Source organism: Streptomyces ferrugineus, assembly GCF_015160855.1.
Lineage (GTDB): Bacteria > Actinomycetota > Actinomycetes > Streptomycetales > Streptomycetaceae > Streptomyces > Streptomyces ferrugineus.
Genome location: NZ_CP063373.1, coordinates 2,063,959 through 2,082,338, shown reverse-complemented (window position 1 = coordinate 2,082,338; position 18,380 = coordinate 2,063,959). Strand labels below are relative to the sequence as shown.

15 protein-coding genes are annotated in these 18,380 nt (G+C 69.3%); 7 read left to right on the top strand and 8 right to left on the bottom strand.

Translation table 11 applies throughout. The annotated features are described in order from the left end of the window. The first annotated feature begins 272 nt into the window (after positions 1-272). The 3 genes from IM697_RS09465 (at position 273) to IM697_RS09455 (ending at position 4,578) form a co-directional block, all read left to right on the top strand. Positions 273-1,934, top strand: a complete 1,662-nt coding sequence (locus IM697_RS09465) for a M3 family metallopeptidase (RefSeq protein WP_194046499.1) — start codon at positions 273-275, stop codon at positions 1,932-1,934. Between the two features lie 257 nt (positions 1,935-2,191). Then, positions 2,192-3,310, top strand: coding sequence for a ThiF family adenylyltransferase (locus tag IM697_RS09460; RefSeq protein ID WP_194046497.1), 1,119 nt, complete (start codon positions 2,192-2,194; stop codon positions 3,308-3,310). Positions 3,311-3,330: 20 nt separating this feature from the next. Then, positions 3,331-4,578, top strand: a complete 1,248-nt coding sequence (locus IM697_RS09455; protein WP_228044593.1) for an MFS transporter — start codon at positions 3,331-3,333, stop codon at positions 4,576-4,578. Here IM697_RS09455 and IM697_RS09450 read toward each other — a convergent pair. Continuing rightward, positions 4,555-4,995 carry an ATP-binding protein gene (locus IM697_RS09450; RefSeq protein WP_194046493.1) on the bottom strand — a complete coding sequence of 147 codons (441 nt, stop codon included), beginning with the start codon at positions 4,993-4,995 and terminating at the stop codon, positions 4,555-4,557. The two genes, IM697_RS09455 and IM697_RS09450, sit on opposite strands and share 24 nt — an antisense overlap. A 130-nt stretch (positions 4,996-5,125) precedes the next feature. Here IM697_RS09450 and IM697_RS09445 point away from each other — a divergent pair, with 130 nt between their 5' ends. Both IM697_RS09445 and IM697_RS09440 read left to right on the top strand, forming a co-directional pair. Beyond that, entirely contained in the window at positions 5,126-5,959 is an 834-nt protein-coding gene (locus IM697_RS09445) for a helix-turn-helix domain-containing protein (RefSeq protein ID WP_194046491.1), read from the top strand. Beyond that, positions 5,956-6,147: a DUF397 domain-containing protein gene (locus IM697_RS09440; RefSeq protein ID WP_194046489.1), complete on the top strand. Its 192-nt coding sequence runs from the start codon at positions 5,956-5,958 to the stop codon at positions 6,145-6,147. Before IM697_RS09445 ends, IM697_RS09440 begins: the two co-directional genes overlap by 4 nt. Here the strand turns inward: IM697_RS09440 and IM697_RS09435 are convergent. The 7 genes from IM697_RS09435 to IM697_RS09405 form a co-directional block, all read right to left on the bottom strand. Then, entirely contained in the window at positions 6,081-9,230 is a 3,150-nt protein-coding gene (locus tag IM697_RS09435; RefSeq protein WP_194046487.1) for an NACHT domain-containing protein, read from the bottom strand. The genes IM697_RS09440 and IM697_RS09435 overlap by 67 nt on opposite strands. Positions 9,231-9,249: 19 nt before the next feature. Continuing rightward, positions 9,250-10,239 (bottom strand): winged helix-turn-helix domain-containing protein, encoded by a 990-nt coding sequence (locus tag IM697_RS09430; RefSeq protein WP_194046485.1) that lies wholly within the window; start codon positions 10,237-10,239, stop codon positions 9,250-9,252. A gap of 123 nt (positions 10,240-10,362) precedes the next feature. Continuing rightward, a complete protein-coding gene (locus tag IM697_RS09425) occupies positions 10,363-11,022 on the bottom strand; it encodes a DUF4360 domain-containing protein (RefSeq protein WP_194049650.1) in 660 nt (219 codons plus the stop codon). 233 nt (positions 11,023-11,255) lie between these two features. After that, positions 11,256-12,764 carry an arabinosylfuranosidase ArfA gene (arfA, locus tag IM697_RS09420; RefSeq protein ID WP_194046483.1) on the bottom strand — a complete coding sequence of 503 codons (1,509 nt, stop codon included), beginning with the start codon at positions 12,762-12,764 and terminating at the stop codon, positions 11,256-11,258. 78 nt (positions 12,765-12,842) lie between these two features. Continuing rightward, the gene (locus tag IM697_RS09415) at positions 12,843-13,700 is read right to left on the bottom strand and encodes a carbohydrate ABC transporter permease (RefSeq protein WP_194046481.1); all 858 of its coding nucleotides are present in this window, start codon (positions 13,698-13,700) and stop codon (positions 12,843-12,845) included. Beyond that, positions 13,697-14,635, bottom strand: coding sequence for a carbohydrate ABC transporter permease (locus tag IM697_RS09410; RefSeq protein WP_194046479.1), 939 nt, complete (start codon positions 14,633-14,635; stop codon positions 13,697-13,699). Before IM697_RS09410 ends, IM697_RS09415 begins: the two co-directional genes overlap by 4 nt. Continuing rightward, positions 14,632-15,987, bottom strand: a complete 1,356-nt coding sequence (locus tag IM697_RS09405; protein ID WP_194046477.1) for an extracellular solute-binding protein — start codon at positions 15,985-15,987, stop codon at positions 14,632-14,634. Before IM697_RS09405 ends, IM697_RS09410 begins: the two co-directional genes overlap by 4 nt. Positions 15,988-16,199: 212 nt before the next feature. Between IM697_RS09405 and IM697_RS09400 the strand changes: the two genes are divergently transcribed. Then, entirely contained in the window at positions 16,200-16,829 is a 630-nt protein-coding gene (locus IM697_RS09400) for a toxin-antitoxin system, toxin component family protein (protein ID WP_194046475.1), read from the top strand. Beyond that, on the top strand, positions 16,826-18,058 hold the full coding sequence (locus IM697_RS09395) for an MAB_1171c family putative transporter (protein ID WP_194046473.1): 1,233 nt from the start codon (positions 16,826-16,828) through the stop codon (positions 18,056-18,058). The genes IM697_RS09400 and IM697_RS09395 overlap by 4 nt, the downstream gene beginning before the upstream one ends. Positions 18,059-18,380: the final 322 nt, after the last annotated feature.

Below are 18,380 nucleotides of genomic sequence, written 5' to 3'. Positions count from 1 at the left end.
CCTGGCCGGACAATGATGATCCCTCGCGCAAATAGCACATGGAATTCACAACTCCGGTAATCGCCCTGTTGATTCGTTGACACTCACTCAACCGCGTGCTTAGGGTAGGCAGCCGTAAGGAATTCTCGACGCCCAGGACGGATCACCGAACGGGGGTAGACGTGAGTTCCGTCGAGAACGGGGGACGGGTCGAGAGCGACTGCCCGTCATGGGATCCCACGGTGATATTCCCGGATCCGGGATCCCGGGAAATCGACAGAGTCCTGGCCACCGTGCGCCAGGAATCCAAGGATCTCTCCGGTCGATTACGGGACCGGATGACCGAGCTGGACACGGCGTCCCTGCTGGACGGAATCCGTCAGTACGAGCGGTGTGTCACGCTCCTTCAGCGGGTCGGTGTCTACGCGGAACTGCTGTACGCGCTCCACGACCAGGGGCCGGCGGCGACCGCCCTGCTGCGGCGCCTGGACGCCGAGTGGGCCCGCCTCGCCACCGAACTGGAGTTCTTCGAGCCGGGTCTGGCCGCTCACCCCGCGCCCGGCGACCTCGGCCCGTACCGCCACTTCGCCGAGCAGACCCGTACGGCGGCGGCGAGCGAGGGACCGGGCGGACCCCATGAGGCGGCCCTCGCCGCACTGCTGCCGACCGGCACCGAGGGCTGGCAGCGACTGGCGCAGCAGCTGCTGGCGCGCATCCGCGTCGACATCGACGGCGAGCGGCGCTCCATCGGGGAGGCCCTGCCCACCCTCTACAGCGCCGACCGCGCCCGGCGGGCCACGGTCCACGCCTCGGTCAACCGGGCCCTCGAACCCGAACTGGAACTGCGCGCGACCGCACTCGGCATGATCGTCGCGGACGGCGAGGCGCGGGCCGGGCTGCGCGGCACTGACTGGCTGGAATCACGCCACCTGGCCGACCGGATCCGGCCGGACGAAGTCGCCGCGCTGCTCGCCGTGGCCGAAGAATGCACCCCGGTCGTCCATGAGTACTACGCGCTGAAGTGCACGCTTCTCGGCCTCGATCAACTGGCCGACTATGACCGGTACGCACCCCTCGACAATTCGGAACAGGACATCGCATGGCCGGAGGCCGTCGATGTGGTGATCGCCTCTTTCCGGGAAATCGACCCGGACTTCGAAAAACTTGTCCGGTCAATGGTTGAGGGCGGCTGTGTGGATGCCGCACCCCGTCCGGGAAAACAGCGAAGTGCCTTCACTCGCGCAATCCCCGGACACCTGCCATGCATTTCCATGAACTTCACCGGCCGGCTGCGGGACATCCTGACCCTCGGCCATGAGATGGGGCACGCGCTGCATATGAGGCTGGCCTCGGACCAGCCCTTCCTGGCCGCGAATCCGCCGTCCATGGTCAACGAGACCGTCGCCCTGTTCTGCGAGGCCATGACCGTGCGCACGCTGCTGGCCGGCAGCACCGGTCCGCGCGCCCGGGCGTCGCTGCTCGCCCGCTGGCTGGAGGACCAGCTGGTGGCCGTCGGCAGACACGCCGCCCTCCACCGCTTCGAGGTCGCGCTGCGCACGGAGTTGCGGGAGACCGGCGCACTGGAGCCCGACCGGATCGGCGAGTTGTGGACGGACGGCCAGCGCGACCTGTACGGACCCGCCGTCGAACTGACCGACGGCTACCGCATGTGGTGGAGCTACCTGGGCCCGCTGTTCACCGACCCGGGCTCCCACTACCCCTACGTCTACGGCCAGTTGGCGGCCCTGGCGCTACTGGACCGCCGCGACGAGGACCCGGCGGGCTTCGGCCCCCGGTTCCGCCGCCTGCTGGCGGCCGGCGACACCCGGCCGCCGGACCGGCTCCTCGGCGCCGCCGGCGTCCGCACCACCGAGGCGGCCGACTGGCGCCGCGCCGCCCGCACCCTGCGGGACCGTTTGACCCGGCTGAGGGAACTGGCCGGACAGCTCACCTGACTTCCGCGCCGCCACGACGCGTGCGAGCGCGGAAAGAACACGCCGACCCGGCAGAAAGGAGGGAACCGAGATGACCGTTGCCATGAAGACGCGCAAGGCGAGCATCGCCGGTAGCACGGTCGAGGGCTGAGGCCTCTCGTGATGTCAGGGATCCCGCCGGTGGGCGCCGTAATCGCCCACCGGCGGGATCACCATGGTCGAGTATTCCGCTCTCGCGACGTTTCAAGCCAGACGTATCACGGAGGGACGGCACCACCATGCCCACAGACGGGCGCATCCTGCCCCAGCTCAAGCACACCTCGCCCCTCTTCGGATCCGGCGACACCGTCTACATCGGCGGCTTCGGCGAGGTCACCGAGATCGACGACCCCACCGGCTCGATCCGCCGGCTGCTCGAACTCCTCGACGGCACCCGGACCGTCGCCGAGGTGCACCGCGATCTCGCCGCGGACTTCCCGGCGGTGACCGCCGAAGAGGTCACCGCGGCGGTGGAGCAGTTCGACGAGGCCGGCTTCCTGCTGAACGGAGCCGTGACCCCGGACGGCATCCTGGCCGACCACGAACTCCAGCGCTGGGCACGCAACATCAACTTCTTCGGGTCCTACGCCCACCTCGCGGACAACAAGTACGACCTCCAGCGCAGACTGCGCGACGCCCGTGTGACGCTGCTGGGCCTCGGCGGGCTGGGCACCCATCTGCTGCTCGACATGGCCGCGATGGGCATCGGACACGTACGAGCGGTGGAGTTCGACCGCGTCGAGCTGTCCAACCTCAACCGGCAGATCCTGTACCGCGAGAGCGACATCGGCGAGGAGAAGCTGTATCTCGCGGCCGAGCGCGTCCGGCTGTTCAATCCGCACATCGACATCGAGCCGGTGAGCCTGAAGATCGGCTCCACCAAGGACGTGCTGGGTGTGATCGACGGCGCCGACGTGGTGATCTCGGTCGCCGACCGCCCCAAGATGGAGCTGGCCCACTGGGTCAACGAGGGCTGTGTCCTGGAGCGCAAACCGCTCGTCACCGGCGGTCTGGAGACCCAGCGCGCGGTGTACTTCACCATGATCCCCGGACAGACCGGCTGCATCGCCTGCTGGCGGCGCCAGGTCCTGCACGAGGACCGCGTCTCCGACCGGCTGCTCACCGAGAAGCGCGAGCGCCAGATCGGCGGGGACAACGCCGCGTTCTGCCCGCTGGTCACCATGACCACCGGATTCCTCGTCGGCGAGCTCACCCGTCTGATCACCGGCATCGCACCGCCGGTGGCGGCGGGCCGGCTGATGCAACTGCGCTTCGACGACTACGAGATGACCGAGAGTGAACGCTGGGAGCGACTGGACGACTGCGCCGTCTGCGGCAAGGACGCCGCCATGACGTGAGGTACGCCAAGATGCCCCGCATGGGAAGCCGCTACTACGTACTGCTCACCGCCTATCTCACCTCCTCGCTCGGCAACTGGGTCTACCGACTGGCGCTGCCGCTCCTCGTACTGCACCTCACGGGCTCGGCCCTGAGCACAGGAGTCCTGTACGCCATCGAGTACATCCCGTTCCTCCTGCTCTCCATGCCGGGCGGGGTGTTCGCGGACCGTTTCGACCGGCGCCGATTACTGATCGCGGGTGACGCCACGGCCGGCGTCATCGCGGGCTGCCTCGGCATCCTGGTCGTCCTCGACGTGGAGACGCTGTGGCCGATCTACGTGGCGGCGTTCCTGCTCTCCTGCGTGGAGCCGGTCTACCACCCCGCGTTCCAGAGCTTCCTGCCCGACATCGTCCCCTCCGAGCGCCTGGGCCAGGCCAACGCCTGGATGCAGACCGGTGACAACATCATGGCCATGGCCGGCCCGGCGATCGCCGGCGGACTGGTGGCGGTGTTCGGCTTCGAGGTCACGGTGTTCGTCAACGCCGGGTCCTTTCTGGTGTCGGGGGCGGCGATCCTGCTGATCCGCGTGCAGGGGGGTACGGAACCGGCCAAGGCGGCGGCGCCACACGCGAAGGCTTCCTTCCTCGGTGAGATCAGGGAGGCGGTCCGCTACATCTTCAAGGACAACAAGGTCCTGATGGCCGGCTCCCTGATGTTCACCGGGACCAACTTCGCCATCTGGCTGATCCAGGCCAACTTCATCTACTACCTCACCGACTACCGGGGCTTCGAACCGGGCGTCATCGGCACGGTACTGGCCGCGCAGGGCGTGGGGGCCGTCCTCGGCGCCGCGGTCGCGGGCCGTCTCATCCGCCGGTGGTACCCCGGCCGCATCCTGATCGCCACGACGGCCCTGGCGGGCCTGACCACCCTGCTTCTGGTCCCGGTCCGCGACCCGGTCGGCATCGCCATCGTCTGGGGCCTGGTCTACGCCCTCGGCTCGATCAACCCCGTCGCCTGGTTCACCCTCCGCCAACGCATCGTCCCCAACCACCTGTTGGGCCGGGTCGTGGCGACGACACGCATGCTCGCGTTCGCCTCGATTCCGGTCGCGGCGGTGGCGGCCGGGGCGGTGGAGAGCTCGTTCCACGACATCTACGTCCTGATCACCATCGGGGCGCTGCTCAGGTTGCTGATCGCGGGCCTGGCGTACCTCTCGCCCCTGCGCAGGTCGTCGTCCGCGCAGACACCCGCCGAGCCGTCACCGGCGGGCGCCGACAAGTGACAGCCACCGCGGCAGGTCCACCTCCGCGCGGACCGTCTTGCCGGGCGGCTCCCGGTCCAGCACCTCCCATCGATCGGCGACCGCCTCGACGAGGACCAGTCCGCGGCCGTGCTCGTCGAGCGAGTGCGGACGCCGTACGTCGCCGGGTTTCGGCGGACGCTGTTCGCCGAGGGTGTCGCTGACCTCGATCCGGACGCTGCCCGTGGGCAGGGACAGCCGCAGCTCGAAGTCCCGCCCCGGGACACGGCCGTGGGTCACCGCGTTCGCGGCCAGCTCGGCGACGATCACGGCGACGGCCTCGGAGACGTCACTGCCGTGCGGGATGCCCCAGTCGTGCAGCTGGTTCAGGACGAGGTGCCGGGCGAGGCGAGCGCCTCGCGGGGTGGCGCTGAGGCGCTGGGTGAGCGGTACTGGCATGCGCTCAATCTGGCGGCTGTGCACGGCGGTTCACCAGGTGAGCGGTGTGTACGGTGCGCGAGCGTACGCGGTCACGGGCTGGACAGTACGCGTGACGGACCGTGACCATGTGCGCGGGAGGTGACCAAGGGTGGTCGATGGTGCGGGTACGGGTGGCGAGCCGGAGTCGTCGGACAGTCTGCGGACGTTCGGGGCGGTTGTACAGGCCCTGCGGGAGCACGCGGGGCTGAGCCGGGAGGAGTTCGGGGACCGGGTGGGGCTGTCCAAGCACACGGTGGCGTCACTGGAGCTGGGGCGGCGGATGCCGGATCCGACGTTCGCGGATCGCTCGGAGCCGGTGCTGGGGAACACGGGGGCCTTGCAGAAGGCGGCGCGGCATCTGGCTCGGCAGCCGGGGTTGGCGGCGTGGTTTCGGAGGTGGGCGCGGCTGGAGGCCACGGCGATCACGCTGTACACGTACGAATGCCGGCTGATTCCGGGCTTGTTGCAGACCGAGGCGTACGCGCGGACGCTGTTCACGAACCAGCTCCCGCCGCTGGACGACGAGCAGATCGAGGCGCAGTGGGTCGCGCGGGCGGAACGGCAACGGCTGTTGCGGGAACGGCCGAACACGGCGTTCGGCTTCATCCTGGAGGAGCACCTGTTTCGTCGGCGCACGGGAGGGTTGGAGGTCACGCGGGGGCTCGTCGACCATGTGCTGGAGATCTCCGAAGCGCGGAACGTCGAGATCCAGATCATGCCGACAGAACAGGACACACACGCGGGGCTGGACGGCCCCATGCAGCTCCTGGAAACCCCGGAGAACAAGTGGTTCGCCTACTGTGAGGGGCAGGAAAGCGGCCAGTTCATCGCTGACTCGAAGGTGGTCAGCATGCTCCAGATGAGGTATGCCAGGATGCGCTCACAGGCTCTCACTCTCAAGGACTCGATGAGCCTGTTGCAGCGGATGCGAGGAGACCTATGAGCACCAGTGAACTGGCCTGGTTCAAGAGCAGCTACAGCAGCGGCGGTTCCGGCGACTGCGTCGAGGTCGCCACCCGCCCCCACACCATCCACGTCCGCGACTCCAAGGCCCCGGACGAGCGTCAGCTGACGGTTTCGCCGGAATCCTGGGGGGCGTTCGTGTCGTACGCCCCCAGCACACGGAGCTGATCGGTGAGACGGGCGCCGATCGCGTCGGCGCCCACGATGCGGGGACGCGACGTGACCGTGCCGCTGATGAGGACCTGACGCAATCCGTGCAGGTTCCGCAGGTGCGTCAGATCGAGCGGCGCCACAGCATCCCCCGCAAACTCAAGTGCCAGTGTTTCCAGCCTCGGAAAGACGAGAGACACCTGTGCCATGCGCCTATGGTCCCGCAGAGAGCAGAGCTGTACCTCTCGCACGGCGGGCAGCGGCGCAAGCTCGGTCAGGGAGTCGAGCGAATTCATCACCAGATCCAGACGCTTCAACCGAGGCGCCAGAGCCGCGGCTCGCAGCATCTTCCGCGTGCTCTCCTCGTCACCGTAGAAGCGCAGACCCTCAAGGGTCGTCCAGCCGTCCAGAAGCTCGGACCACTCATCGTTGTCGAACCCGAGAGCCGGGCAGGCAATCACCTTCACCACTCGCAGGTGCTCCCGTTTGCGCAGGAAGTCCATGCGGGTCAAGGTCTCGTTGAGCTGCAAGCCGATCTCCACGAGGTCTCGCGTGGGCAGACAAGCGTCCAGTTCCTCCGCGGAGTACGACCCAGTCACCAAGACACGGCGGAGCGAGTCGAGGTGTGGAAGCTGAGCCAGCTGGGAACTGTTCTGCACCTCCAGGAGGTCAATGCCGGAGCCCGCCAGTACTTCGCGGGCGTATTGCTCCGCAGGCTGATGAACCCAACCGAGGACGATCCTGGTCTTGGTGCGATACCGCGAACGCAACGCGAACTGCCTCAGCTTCCGCCGTGCCTCCGCCGTCCGGATCCGCGCAAGGGCATCGACGATGTGCCAGTCTCCGACACTGCCGTCGTCCCCTTTCGGCCCCGGCAGCAGTTCGACGGCCCACGCACCCAGGCCCGCGATGTCAACGGCCTCCGGACGGCTCAACGGCGGCATCAGGGCCCGCACCCGCCCCCGCACCACCTCCATCAGCGCCGCGTCCAGCGACAGCAGACTCGTGGCGCACTGCGCGGCCAGCACATGCAGGTACCACTTCTCCTCACGCCCCTCCACCACATCCCCGAACATGACCAGCTTCTCGATGAGCAACTGCGCGTCCGTCCGCGTCGCATGGCCGACGGCCAGCACGATCACGTCCCGCCAGGTTTCGTCGCCCGCGTGATTCAGGAGTTCCAGGACGTACCCGCTCTCGTGGAACTCCTTCGCCGCGAGGAAGTCCTGAAACGTGCGGTGGATGAACTGGATCGCGTCGTCCGTCCGTTCCTGGAGCACGCCGCTGCGTTCCAGGAGGAAGCGCAGTACCCGGTAGGGCGAGGCCTGGGCGCGAACCTGCGGCATGTCCCGCATCGCGAGTTCCAGTTGGTGCGTGGCGAGCTTGGTCGTCATCTGCTGCTGCTCGGTCCGCACGAGCCAGATGGCCAGCCGTTGGAGCAGCACGTGCTGTTCGTCCGAGTCGAGGCTGATGTCGTCGGGTCGGGAGACACCACGCGCCGCGTCACGGCCACCGAGGAGCATGGCGAGGGCCGCTCGGTACAGCGACCAGCGCGTCGTGGGGAGGAGGCCGCGGCGGCGACGGTGCAGGGCGCAGATGACGGCGCAGAGGAGCGGGGTGCGGGCGAGGTCGCGGAGCGCGGTGCTTTGCTCCAACTGGTGGGCGAGGTCCTGCTCCAGGGAGGAGAGGAGTTCCTGTTCGTCGCCGCATCGGCGGGCATCGTAGACATGCTCGGATTCCAGGCGGGCCGCGTCGTGCCAGGCCGAGACGAAGGCCTGGACGTCCTCGTCGCTCATCGGCAGCAGCGTCAGTTCGGTGAAGCCCTCGGCGCGGAGCCAGTCCTTCTCCACCGCGTCCGGGCGGACGGTGGCCAGGCACCGGGTGTCCGGGTACCGGGTGAGGAGCGCCGAGAGCCAGCGGCGGGCCTTCTCCCGTTCCTCCGGCGGGACTTCGTCGAGGCCGTCCACCAGCAGCAGCCCTCTGCCGGCCTCCAGGACCCGGCCGGCCCAGCCGTCCGGGGCGTCGTCCGAGATGACCCTTCCGGCCGAAAGCAGCTCCGACACCGCCGGGAACCGTCCGCCCCGCGCGTACACCTCGCGCATCGGGATGACGAAGGGCACGAGGCCGTTCAGCTTCCAGAGGTTCTCGCTGAGGGTGCCGTTCGCCGCGTGGGCGGCGAGCCACCACACCAGGGTGGTCTTGCCGGCGCCGGCCTGGCCGCGCAGCAGGGCGCGGGGGCGTTCGACGAGCAGGCTGTCGATGCGCTGCGCCGAGTACCCGGCTTCCCTGCGCTCGTCCTCGGCGGCGGCGGTCTCGGCCTCCAGGCTCAGGTAGGCGGTGTCGAGGTCCCAGCGGGACTCGGTGCGGCCCAGCTCCTCGATGCCGAAGATCTCCGTCTTGCGGTACTGCGCGGCCAGGTCCTTGGCGTACCGGACCTCGAACAGTTCGTCCCGCGGGTGGACGTCGGTGATGTCCTCGGCCTTGAAGCCCCATCGGAACGACCGGGCCTCGGCCAGCACGGTGGTGATCGGGACCGCTTCGATTCTGAGGTGTGAGCGGCCCCGCGGCACCTGATGCACGACCCCGAGGAGCACCGCTCCCGCGAAGACGGGAGCCCCCGACAGCCCTGCCAACGGTGAGACGTCCGCGCCTCGTTCGTCGGCGGGCGGCACGTCGAGTTCGCAGACGAGGACGTCCCTCATGCGTCCGGCCAGGGGCAGTACGGTCGCGCGGAACTGGTCGTACTCGAGGTCGCCCAGTCCGCCGTAGCGCTGGATCCCGGGGAATCCCACGATCTGGCAGTGCGGCAGCGGCGCACCGGTGCCGACGCCGCCCACTCGGATCTGTCCCAGGGGGCCGGACAGCTCGGGACCGATCACTTCCGAGTCCGCGAGGAGCACAGCGGCGTCGAGGCTCTCGTCGGCCCACGTGACGAAGCACGGGACCGGATGCCGGCTCGACGGGTGGATCACCTCGACCCGGCCGCCGCCGCCCACCACGTGCTGCGCGGTGAGCACCAGATTGCGGCCGAGCAGCACCCCGCTGCCCTGCCCCTCCCCGAGGACCACGACGACCCGGTCCGAAACGCTGCCCGCGATCACTGCTCGTCGCCCTCGTCGGTCATGTGCCCAACGCTAGAGAATCGCCGTCCAGCAGCGCCATCCCCAGCGGGGTCGCCGTATGGAGTACGACCCGCCCCGCCTTGCACGTACTGACCAGCCCCGCCTTCCGCAGAATCCCGACGTGATGGCTGGCCGTGGCCGGGGAGATCCCCGCGTCCTGGGCCAGTTCGGTCGTCGTCACGCCGTGCTGCGCCAGCGACTCCAGGATCCCGGCGCGGGTGCGGCCGAGGAGGGCGTTGAGGGAGCGCGGCCCCGGTGGACCGCCGCTCAGGACGGTCTCGTGGGTCATCGGGTAGACGACGACGCAGGGCAGTGCGGGGTCCTTCAGCAGCGTCGGCTTGCGCCAGCAGAAGTACGACGGGAGGACCAGCAGGCCCCGTCCGTCCAGGTGGACGTCGCGGTCCGCGCCGAGTCCCGTCACCTCCAGCACCGGTCGGCGCCAGACCAGGCCGGGGTGCAGGGCGCTCAGCAGGGAGCCGGGGCCGCCGTTCGCCAAGTACCGTGCGTGGGCGGCCCGTTCGGCGTCGAAACGGGTGCGGACGCGGCTCCACCACGGGGCGAGCGCGGTCGCGAAGTACCGTCGGAGCGTGCCGGCGACGTGGCCGACGGCCTCCTTGTCGCCGTCGGCGAGCGGCCGCGCCCAGGGCGGGAGGCGGCGCCCGGCGCGGGACAGTTCCACGAGGTCGCCGCGGAGCCGCCGGCGCGGTGTGGACAGCAGGGCGCCGATCCCGGCGTCCAGGCCGCCGGTGCCGGCGGCCGGGGTGAGGAAGTCGGCGGAGTAGCCGGCCGGGGGCGCCAGGCGGAACAACGGGCCCACCTCGATGGGCAGTTGGCGGCGCACTCTGGTCCGCCAGCCGCCGAAGACGGCGGATCCGGTGTCGGTCTGCAGCATGTGCATGCTGAGCAGCGCCTCCCACATGGGGTCGGGCGCCTGCGCCAGCCTGATGCCCGCGAGATCGTCGTCGCTGAAGTGAATGCGTACCGGCATGTGAGCCACCCCCGTTCGATACCTGGTGCACTCGCATGCTCCGGGGGTTTTGGGCTCTTGCCATCCTCAGAAGTCATGGGCTCCGACCCGGCGACCGGACGGAGCCCATGACGTCCCGCGGCACTACCTGCCCGGGCACTCCTTCCACGCCAGGTGGTACACGGTGCTGATGTCACCGTCCGTCGAGTCCATCGTCATGAAGCTGACCTTGCTCGACGAGGACGAGCCGAGGTTCACCCGGAGCTCGGTGTTGATGTTGAAGTTGCGCTGAACTCCGCAGGGCGCATAGACCAGTTGGGCCCAGTCGGTCTCGTCGGTGGCCTGCCAGTTGTCGACGAGCGGGCCGCTGAAGGGGTGGCTGCGGAACTGGGTGTTCGGCGAGCCCTGGAAGTAGTACGAGGCTCTCTGGAGGGCGCTCGCACCGGGCTGGAGGGAGGCGAAGCCGCGGTAGTCGGCGCTGGCGATGGCGTAGGTGAAGCCCTGCGGGACGTGCACGACCAGGCTGAGCTGGCAGTTCTTGCGGAACGCCGTGGGGTCGGAGTTGCCGCCGACCTGGGCGAGGTAGTCGCTGTAGGTGACGGTGAAGGCGGTGTTGTCCTCGGAGACGGCGACGGCGGTGGTGCCCTGGGGGCAGCCGGAGCCGTTCACCGTGGCGACCTTGATGACGATCTTGTCCGGCGGCGGGTTGTCGAAGGCGGGGGCCGCTTGCGCGGGCAGCGCCGTGGTGAGGAGGGCGGCCAGCGCGCCGCCGCTCAGCAGGAAGCGCAGCAGTCCACGTGCCATGGGTCTCTGTGCCATGGGGCTCTCCTTGGGGATGGGGGGTGGCTGCGCCTGAGACCCTTGAAGAAACAGTGAGGTTTCTGTGAAGGGCGAAGGCGTACGCATCGTAGGAGTCATGGGCATGACTAGCAGGAGCCAACTCCAGCCATTTTTTGTCGAGTTGCAACAGACCCCGGGCCGCGCTCAAGGATGCTGAAGCGCGGCCCGGGGCCGTCCGTATGCCGTCGGTCGGTGGGTCAGGCCAGGCGGATCACGTTCCACGACAGCGGTTCCAGTACGGCCGTGAGGCGGCCGTCCTTCACTGTCGTGCCCTCGACCGGGTGCGGGGTGACCCGCTCGGGGTCGTCCAGGGTGTTGCGGGCGTCGGGGTCGCCGTCCGCGAGGGCGCTGTGCTCGGTGACCGAGGTGAGGTCGAGACCGCTGAGGGCGACCTCCAGCGGCAGCGCCCCGGTGCGGCTGCGGTTGACCGCGAAGACGGTGACCGTGCCGTCGTCGGCGCGTACGGCGGTGGCGTGCAGCAGGTCGGCCTCGCCGTACTTCTTCGTCTCGTACGTCGGGGAGTCCACCCGGACGTCCAGGACCTGGCCACGGCCGTACCGGGAGGCCTGCGCGAAGGGGAAGAACGTCGTCTGCCGCCAGGCCGGGCCGCCCGGCTCGGTCATGATCGGGGCGATGACGTTCACGAGCTGCGCGAGACAGGCGACGGTGACGCGGTCGGCGTGGCGCAGGAGGGCGATGAGGAGCGAGCCGAAGACGACCGCGTCCATGACGCTGTAGTTGTCCTCCAGGAGGCGCGGGGCCTGCGGCCAGTCCCGCTGCGACTTGGCGTGCTCCTCCCACTCCGGCAGGTACCAGACGTTCCACTCGTCGAAGGAGAGGTTGATCTTCTTCTTCGACTTCAGCCGCGCGCCCACGTGGTCGGCGGTCGCGACGACGTTCTCGATGAAGGACTCCATGTCGACGGCGGAGGCGAGGAAGGAGTCGACGTCGCCGTTCTCGGGCCAGTAGTAGGCGTGCAGGGAGACGTAGTCGACGAGGTCGTACGTCTCCTTGAGGACGGTCGCCTCCCACTCGGCGAAGGTCGGCATGGTCTGGCTGGAGGAGCCGCAGGCCACGAGTTCGATGCCGGGGTCGATCTGGCGCATGGCACGGGCCGTCTCGGCGGCGACCCGGCCGTACTCCTCGGCCGTCTTGTGTCCGGTCTGCCAGGGGCCGTCCATCTCGTTGCCGAGGCACCACAGTCTGATGCCGAAGGGGTCCTTGTCGCCGTGGGAGACCCGGAGGTCGGACAGGGCCGTACCGGCGGAGTGGTTGGCGTACTCCTGGAGTTCGAGGGCCTCGGCGACGCCGCGGGTGCCGAGGTTGACGGCCATCATGGGCTCGGCCTGGGGGCCGATCTTGCGCAGGAACGCGATGTACTCGGAGAGGCCGAAGTGATTGGTCTCGGTGGAGTGCCAGGCCAGGTCCAGGCGGCTCGGGCGGTCCTCGACCGGGCCGACGGAGTCCTCCCACCGGTAGCCGGAGACGAAGTTGCCGCCGGGGTAGCGGACGGCGGTGACACCGAGTTCGCGGACCAGGTCGAGGACGTCCGTGCGGATGCCGTCGGCGTCGGCGGCCGGGTGGTCCGGTTCGAAGACGCCGGTGTAGACGCAGCGGCCGAGGTGTTCCACGAAGGAGCCGAAGAGACGGGGGTTGACCTCGCCGACGGTGAAGGCCGGGTCGAGGGTGAAGCGGGCGGTGTGCATGGGCGCCTTTCGGGGGTGGGTGGTTCTTGGTTCGGTGGCGGGTGTGCCCTGGAGGGCGATGGGAGCGCCGTTTCGTTCTCACTGCCCCGCCAGACCCGTGTGGGCGACGCCCGCCACGATCTGCCGCTGGAAGAAGACGAAGACGACGATCAGCGGCAGGCCCGCCATCAGGCCGCCGGCCATGAGCTGGGCCCACTGGATGCCGTAGGAGTTCATGACGGTCGCGATGCCGTTCGGCATGGTCATCAGGTCGGGGTTGTTGGTCACCATGTAGGGCCACAGGAAGTTGTTCCACGACGCGATGAAGGTGAAGATGCCCACCGCCGCCAGGGAGGGGCGGGCCAGCGGGACCACGATCGTGTAGAAGACGCGCCAGCGGCCCGCGCCGTCGATGAACGCGGCCTCCTCCAGCTCGCGCGGGATGCCCTGGAAGAACTTGTAGAGGATGTAGACCATCGCGGCGGGCGCGCACTGGGGAAGGATCATGCCCCAGTACGTGTCGACCATCCCCATCTGCTGGACCGTGGTGAACAGCGGCACGCCGAGGACCGCCGGGGAGATCATCAGGCCCGCCATGACGACGCCCATCAGGGCGCTCTTGCCGCGGAACTCGGTGCGGGCGAAGCCGTAGCCGGCGAGTGCGCTCACCAGCAGCACGACGGAGGTCACGCACACCGACACGACCAGGGAGTTCACGAACCAGTCGGTGATGTTGCCGGTCTCGAAGAGCGCCTTCCACGCCTGGCCCGTCCAGTCCCGCGGCAGCCAGTGCGGGGGCACCTCCACCGCCTCGGTCTCCGACTTGAGCGAGGTGAACAGGCCCCAGGCGAAGGGCGCCAGGAACACGGCCGAGACGGCCGCACCGAGGAGGGTGAGGACGATCTGGCCGGGGGTCCAGGAGGACCTACGGGGCTTCGTCGGCACGGCGGTGGTCATCGGGTGCCCTCCTCACGGGTGCGCAGCAGCCACATCCTCGCGAGGGCGACGACCGCGATGAGCACGAAGAAGATGATGGAGATCGCGGAGGCGTAGCCCACGCGGTAGCTGGTGAAGCCCTCTTCGAGGGTGTACTGCACGAAGGTGCGGGTCGAGTTCTCCGGTCCGGGACCGAAGTCCATCATCACGACGGCCTGGTCGAAGACCTGGAGCGAGGCCAGGATCTGGAGCGTGATGACGAGCCCGGTGATGTTGCGCAGCATCGGCAGGGTGATGTGGACCATGCGGTGCCAGGCGTTCGCGCCGTCGAGCTTGGCGGCCTCGTAGAGGTGGTCGGGGATGGACTGGAGTGCGGCGAGGTAGAGCAGGAAGCTGAAGCCGACCGTCCACCAGAGGGTGCAGATGACCAGCGCGAGCATCGTGTACGACTTGTCGGTCAGCCACGGGGTCTCGATGCCGAAGACATGGTTGATCATGCCCGTGCCGGGGTTGAACAGCCACTGCCACAGGTTGGCCGCGACGGTGGAGGGCAGGAGGAAGGGCGCGAAGAAGCACAGGCGCCACAGCCACTTTCCGCGCTCGATGTGGTGGGCGAGCATCGCCAGGAGGAAGGCGAGGACGGTGATGCACGGCACGACCAGAAGCGTGAAGTACGCGCTGTGGCCGAGCGCGTCCCACATCAGCGGGTCCTGGAGGGCCTCGCGGTAGTTGTCGAGGCCGACGAAGCTCTCGCCCTCGCCGGAGATGTTGGCGTCGGTGAGGCTGAGGTAGACGCCGCGCAGCAGGGGCCAGACGACGAACAGGGTGAACAGGACGAGGAACGGGGCCACGAACCAGCCGCCGTGCTGGAAGCCCTGCTTGCGGCGGAGGGTGGCGCTGCCGGCGGCGGTCGTGGCGCGGGCCGGGGCGAAGACGGTCTGTGCGCTGGTCGTCATGCGGCCGTGCCTCCCTGCGCTGCGGTCCTGCCGTCCATGGGGTTCTTCATCGCGAGCAGCGTGGTGAGTTCACGCCTCATCCGGCGGGCGACGGTGTCGGGCTTGGCGGAGCCCAGCGTCGAGGAGACGACGATCGGGCCGATGCGCTGGGCGAGGATGCCGGTGGAGCCCGCGAACCACACCTTCGGCTCGGTGGCCTGGTGGTCCATGGCGGAGACGTACTCGTTCTGCGGGTCCAGCTTCCGGTACGCGGGGGTGGACAGGGTCGGTGTGTACGCGGGGATGTGGCCGCCGGCCGCCCACTGCTGGGCGTGGGTGACGACGTAGGCGGCGAGCCGGTGCGCGGCCTCGTTGGTGGCGCCACCGCGGTCGGACTGGTGGGGCAGGACGAAGGAGTGGGACTCGGCGTGGGTGGCCTGCTTGCCGAAGACGGGCGGCAGCGGGGTCGCGCCGTAGTCGAGCCCGGCCCCGGAGTAGACCGGCAGCGACCAGTTGCCCTCCCAGGCGAAGGGGGCGCCGTTGATGAACTGCTCGGCGTTGACGGAGGCCAGGCTCGGGACGGCGTAGCCGTCGGTGACGTGCCGGCGCAGGAACTGCAGGACCTGGACGGCCTTGTCGGTGTCGAAGGTGACCTCGGTCCGGTCGGCGTTGAACCAGGTGCCGCCGAGCTGGGTGTAGAAGGCGACGAAGAACCACCACTGGAAGTTCTGGTCGTTGATCCACAGGCCGATGGTCTGCAGCCCCTTCTTGGTGGCCTTCTTGGCCTCCTTGAGCATGTCGAACCACTCGTCGGCCGAGGTCACGGGCACGATCCGGCCGTCGTCGCCGAGCAGCCCGGCCTTCTTGAGCACGTCCTTGCGGTAGAAGCAGAGCTGGACGTGGACGTCGAGCGGAAGGGCGTAGAGCTTGCCGTCGATGACGCCGCGGTTCCACAGTCCGGGGTTGAAGTCCGCCTGCCGTACGCCGTACTCGGCGAGCAGTTCCACGTCCCAGGGGTCCAGGAGGCGGCCGGGCGAGAAGCCGGTGACACGGCCGAGGTGCATGACGCCGAGGTCGGGTGCGCGGTTGCCGGCGGCGGCCATGGCGAGCTTGGTGTAGAAGGGGTTGCCCCACTGGAGGGTGGAGTCCTTCACGTCGATGGCGGGGTTGGCCGCGCGGAAGGCGTCCAGCATCGCGATCATGTTGGAGCCGTCGCCGCCGCTGAACAGGTTCCAGTAGCGCACCCGGGTGTCCGCGCCGGAGGCCAGTGCGTCGGCGCCGGTGCCGAGTGCGGCGAACCCGAAGCTGCCGGCGACCGTCAAGCCGCCCAGGGTGGCCAGAAGTTGCCTGCGGTTCAGGTCAGGTCGTCCCATTGCCTGCCCTTACTGTTCGAGATATCGAAGCTGTTCGAGATATCGAAATTGGCACGTAACTTCGAACGGGGTCGGACGGGACCGTAGGGTGCAAGCGCTTTCTAGTCAATGCCCTGTGCATGAATTCCGATCGCGTGACATCACATGACGGAGACGCTGCGGGCCGCGTAGGCTCGAACGGCCCGCCGAGCGGTGGGAGAACAGGGGGTGCGATGGACATCGCGGGCGCGCGCGAGAAGGCGGCCCGGGTCACTTCGGCACTTGGAGGTGCCCTGCGGGTGCGGCGCTCTTCCGCCGCTTCCGGGATGCGTGACCTGGCCTCCGAACTGAGCGCGGCCGTGCGTGCCAGACCCCGTCCCCCGTCCGATGTGGGCGAGTTGTGCCACGCGCTGTGCGCGGAGATGAGCGCGCGGCGCGGCGGGCGGCCCGTGGAGCTGCGGTTCGAGCGGTTCCCGGACGAGATCGAAGTGACCGGACTGTGGGTGGAGTTCCAGGACTTCGACCTGATCATCGTCGAGGAGCGGGCGGAGGCCGTGCAGCAACTGGTGGTCCTCGGCCACGAGCTGTGGCACATGCAGGCCGGGCACCGCCACGACCACACGGACGGCACGGCGGCCGCGCACGCCCTCGCGGGCACGTCCGGCTGGCGGGACACCGCCCTCGCGGTGGCCGCGCGCAACGGCTCACGGCAGCGGGACGAGGCCGAGGCCGACGACTTCGGGCACCGGCTGGCCGCCGCGTTCCGGCCGCTGCTGCCGGGTGAGCAACGTGCGGAGCCGCCCCTGGACCCCGTGCAGCGCTCCCTGGGCTACCGGGGCCGGCAGCGAGGCACGGCGCCGTGACGGGGCTCGCGCTGACGCCGGTCGAGTTCGTCAACGAGTTCTACCCGAACTTCTGGTGGATCCCCGCCGGGATCCTGGCCGCCGCCCTGGCCATCAAGCTGCCGAGCATCATCCGGCTGTGGAACGACCCGTTGCTGCGCGCGGTCGGCGGGCTGCTGCTGCTCGCCTGCTCGGTGTTCGTGTTCGTGGCGCCGTCGACGATCGCCCGGGTCAACCGCCTCACCGGCATCCCGAACTTCTCCGGCCCCTGGGTGTACTCCCTGCTCACCGCGTTCTGCGCGTCCTGCCTCCTGCTGATCATCACCTGGCGCACCGGCCTGTCCGACCGCTCGCCGCGCACCCGCCGCGCGATGCGCGGGGTCGTGGCCGGCTACTTCTCGGTGATCGTCGCGCTGTGGGTGCTGTTCGCGCTGGCGGACGTGCCCGTGGAGCGGCTGCGGGACCTGGACACGTACTACGCCAACACGCCGTACATGCGCGAGATGATCGTGCTGTATCTGCTCGCGCACACCGCGGCCGCGCTGGTCACCAACTGGCTGATCTGGAACTGGATGCGCACCGACGGCCTCGACGCCTGGCTGCGCTGGGGCCTGAGGTTCCTCGGCGTCGGCTACACCCTCCAGCTCGTCTTCGACGCCGCCAAGCTCACCGCCGTGGCGACCCGCTGGACCGGCCGGAACCTGGACTGGCTGAGCACGGCGGTGGCGCCGCCCATCGCCTGTCTGTCCGCCATCCTGGTCGCGGTCGGCTTCATCCTCCCGCACGCCGGCCAGTATCTGCACGACCGCTGGCGCATCCGCCTCGCCCACCACGAACTGCGCCCGCTGTACCTGCTGATGAAGTCCGTCAACGGCTCCGGCGTCCCCTTCCTCCTCCGTGCCACCCCGGAACTCCGGCTGATCCGCCGGGAGACGTTCATCCGCGACGTCCTGCTCCCCCTGGCCCGCTTCGTCGACGAGGACCGGCGCGGGCGCTCCCACGACGCCGCCGTCGCCCTCGGCCTCCCGCCGGACCGGGCGAAGGCGCTGGCCGCCGCGGTGGCGATCCTGGACGCGATCGACGCCCGGAACGCGGCACACGAAGCCGACGGCACGACCGACACCGACACCACGGACCTGCTGCGCGACATCGGCGCCATGTCCCGGGCCCTGCGCGACACGGAGGACGTCCGGGCCGTACGGGAACGGGCGGCGGGGGACCGGCCGGAGAGCGTCGCCGTCACCAGCTGACCTCGACTCGGCAGCGGAGCGCCCCGGGCGCCGCTCCCCCGAGGCGGCGCCCGGATCCCCCGCGGTGGCCGAGGCTGTCTCGCAGACGGCGAGCCGACAGTGCTCGCGTCCCCCGTCGAGGCGGGCCCCGGCCTCCTCCGGCCGCGTCAAGAGGCGGTGCGCGGCCGGAAGTCGCAGATCGCACGCCGCAGAAAGCGGAATGCGTCTTTCAGTGACGTGATCATTGCCCGCGGTGAGCGCCACTGTCAACCATCGCTGCAAAAAAGGGCAGTTATTCCTGCCCACTCCGGCTGGTCGCGGCCGAAGGGACCCGATACGCTCC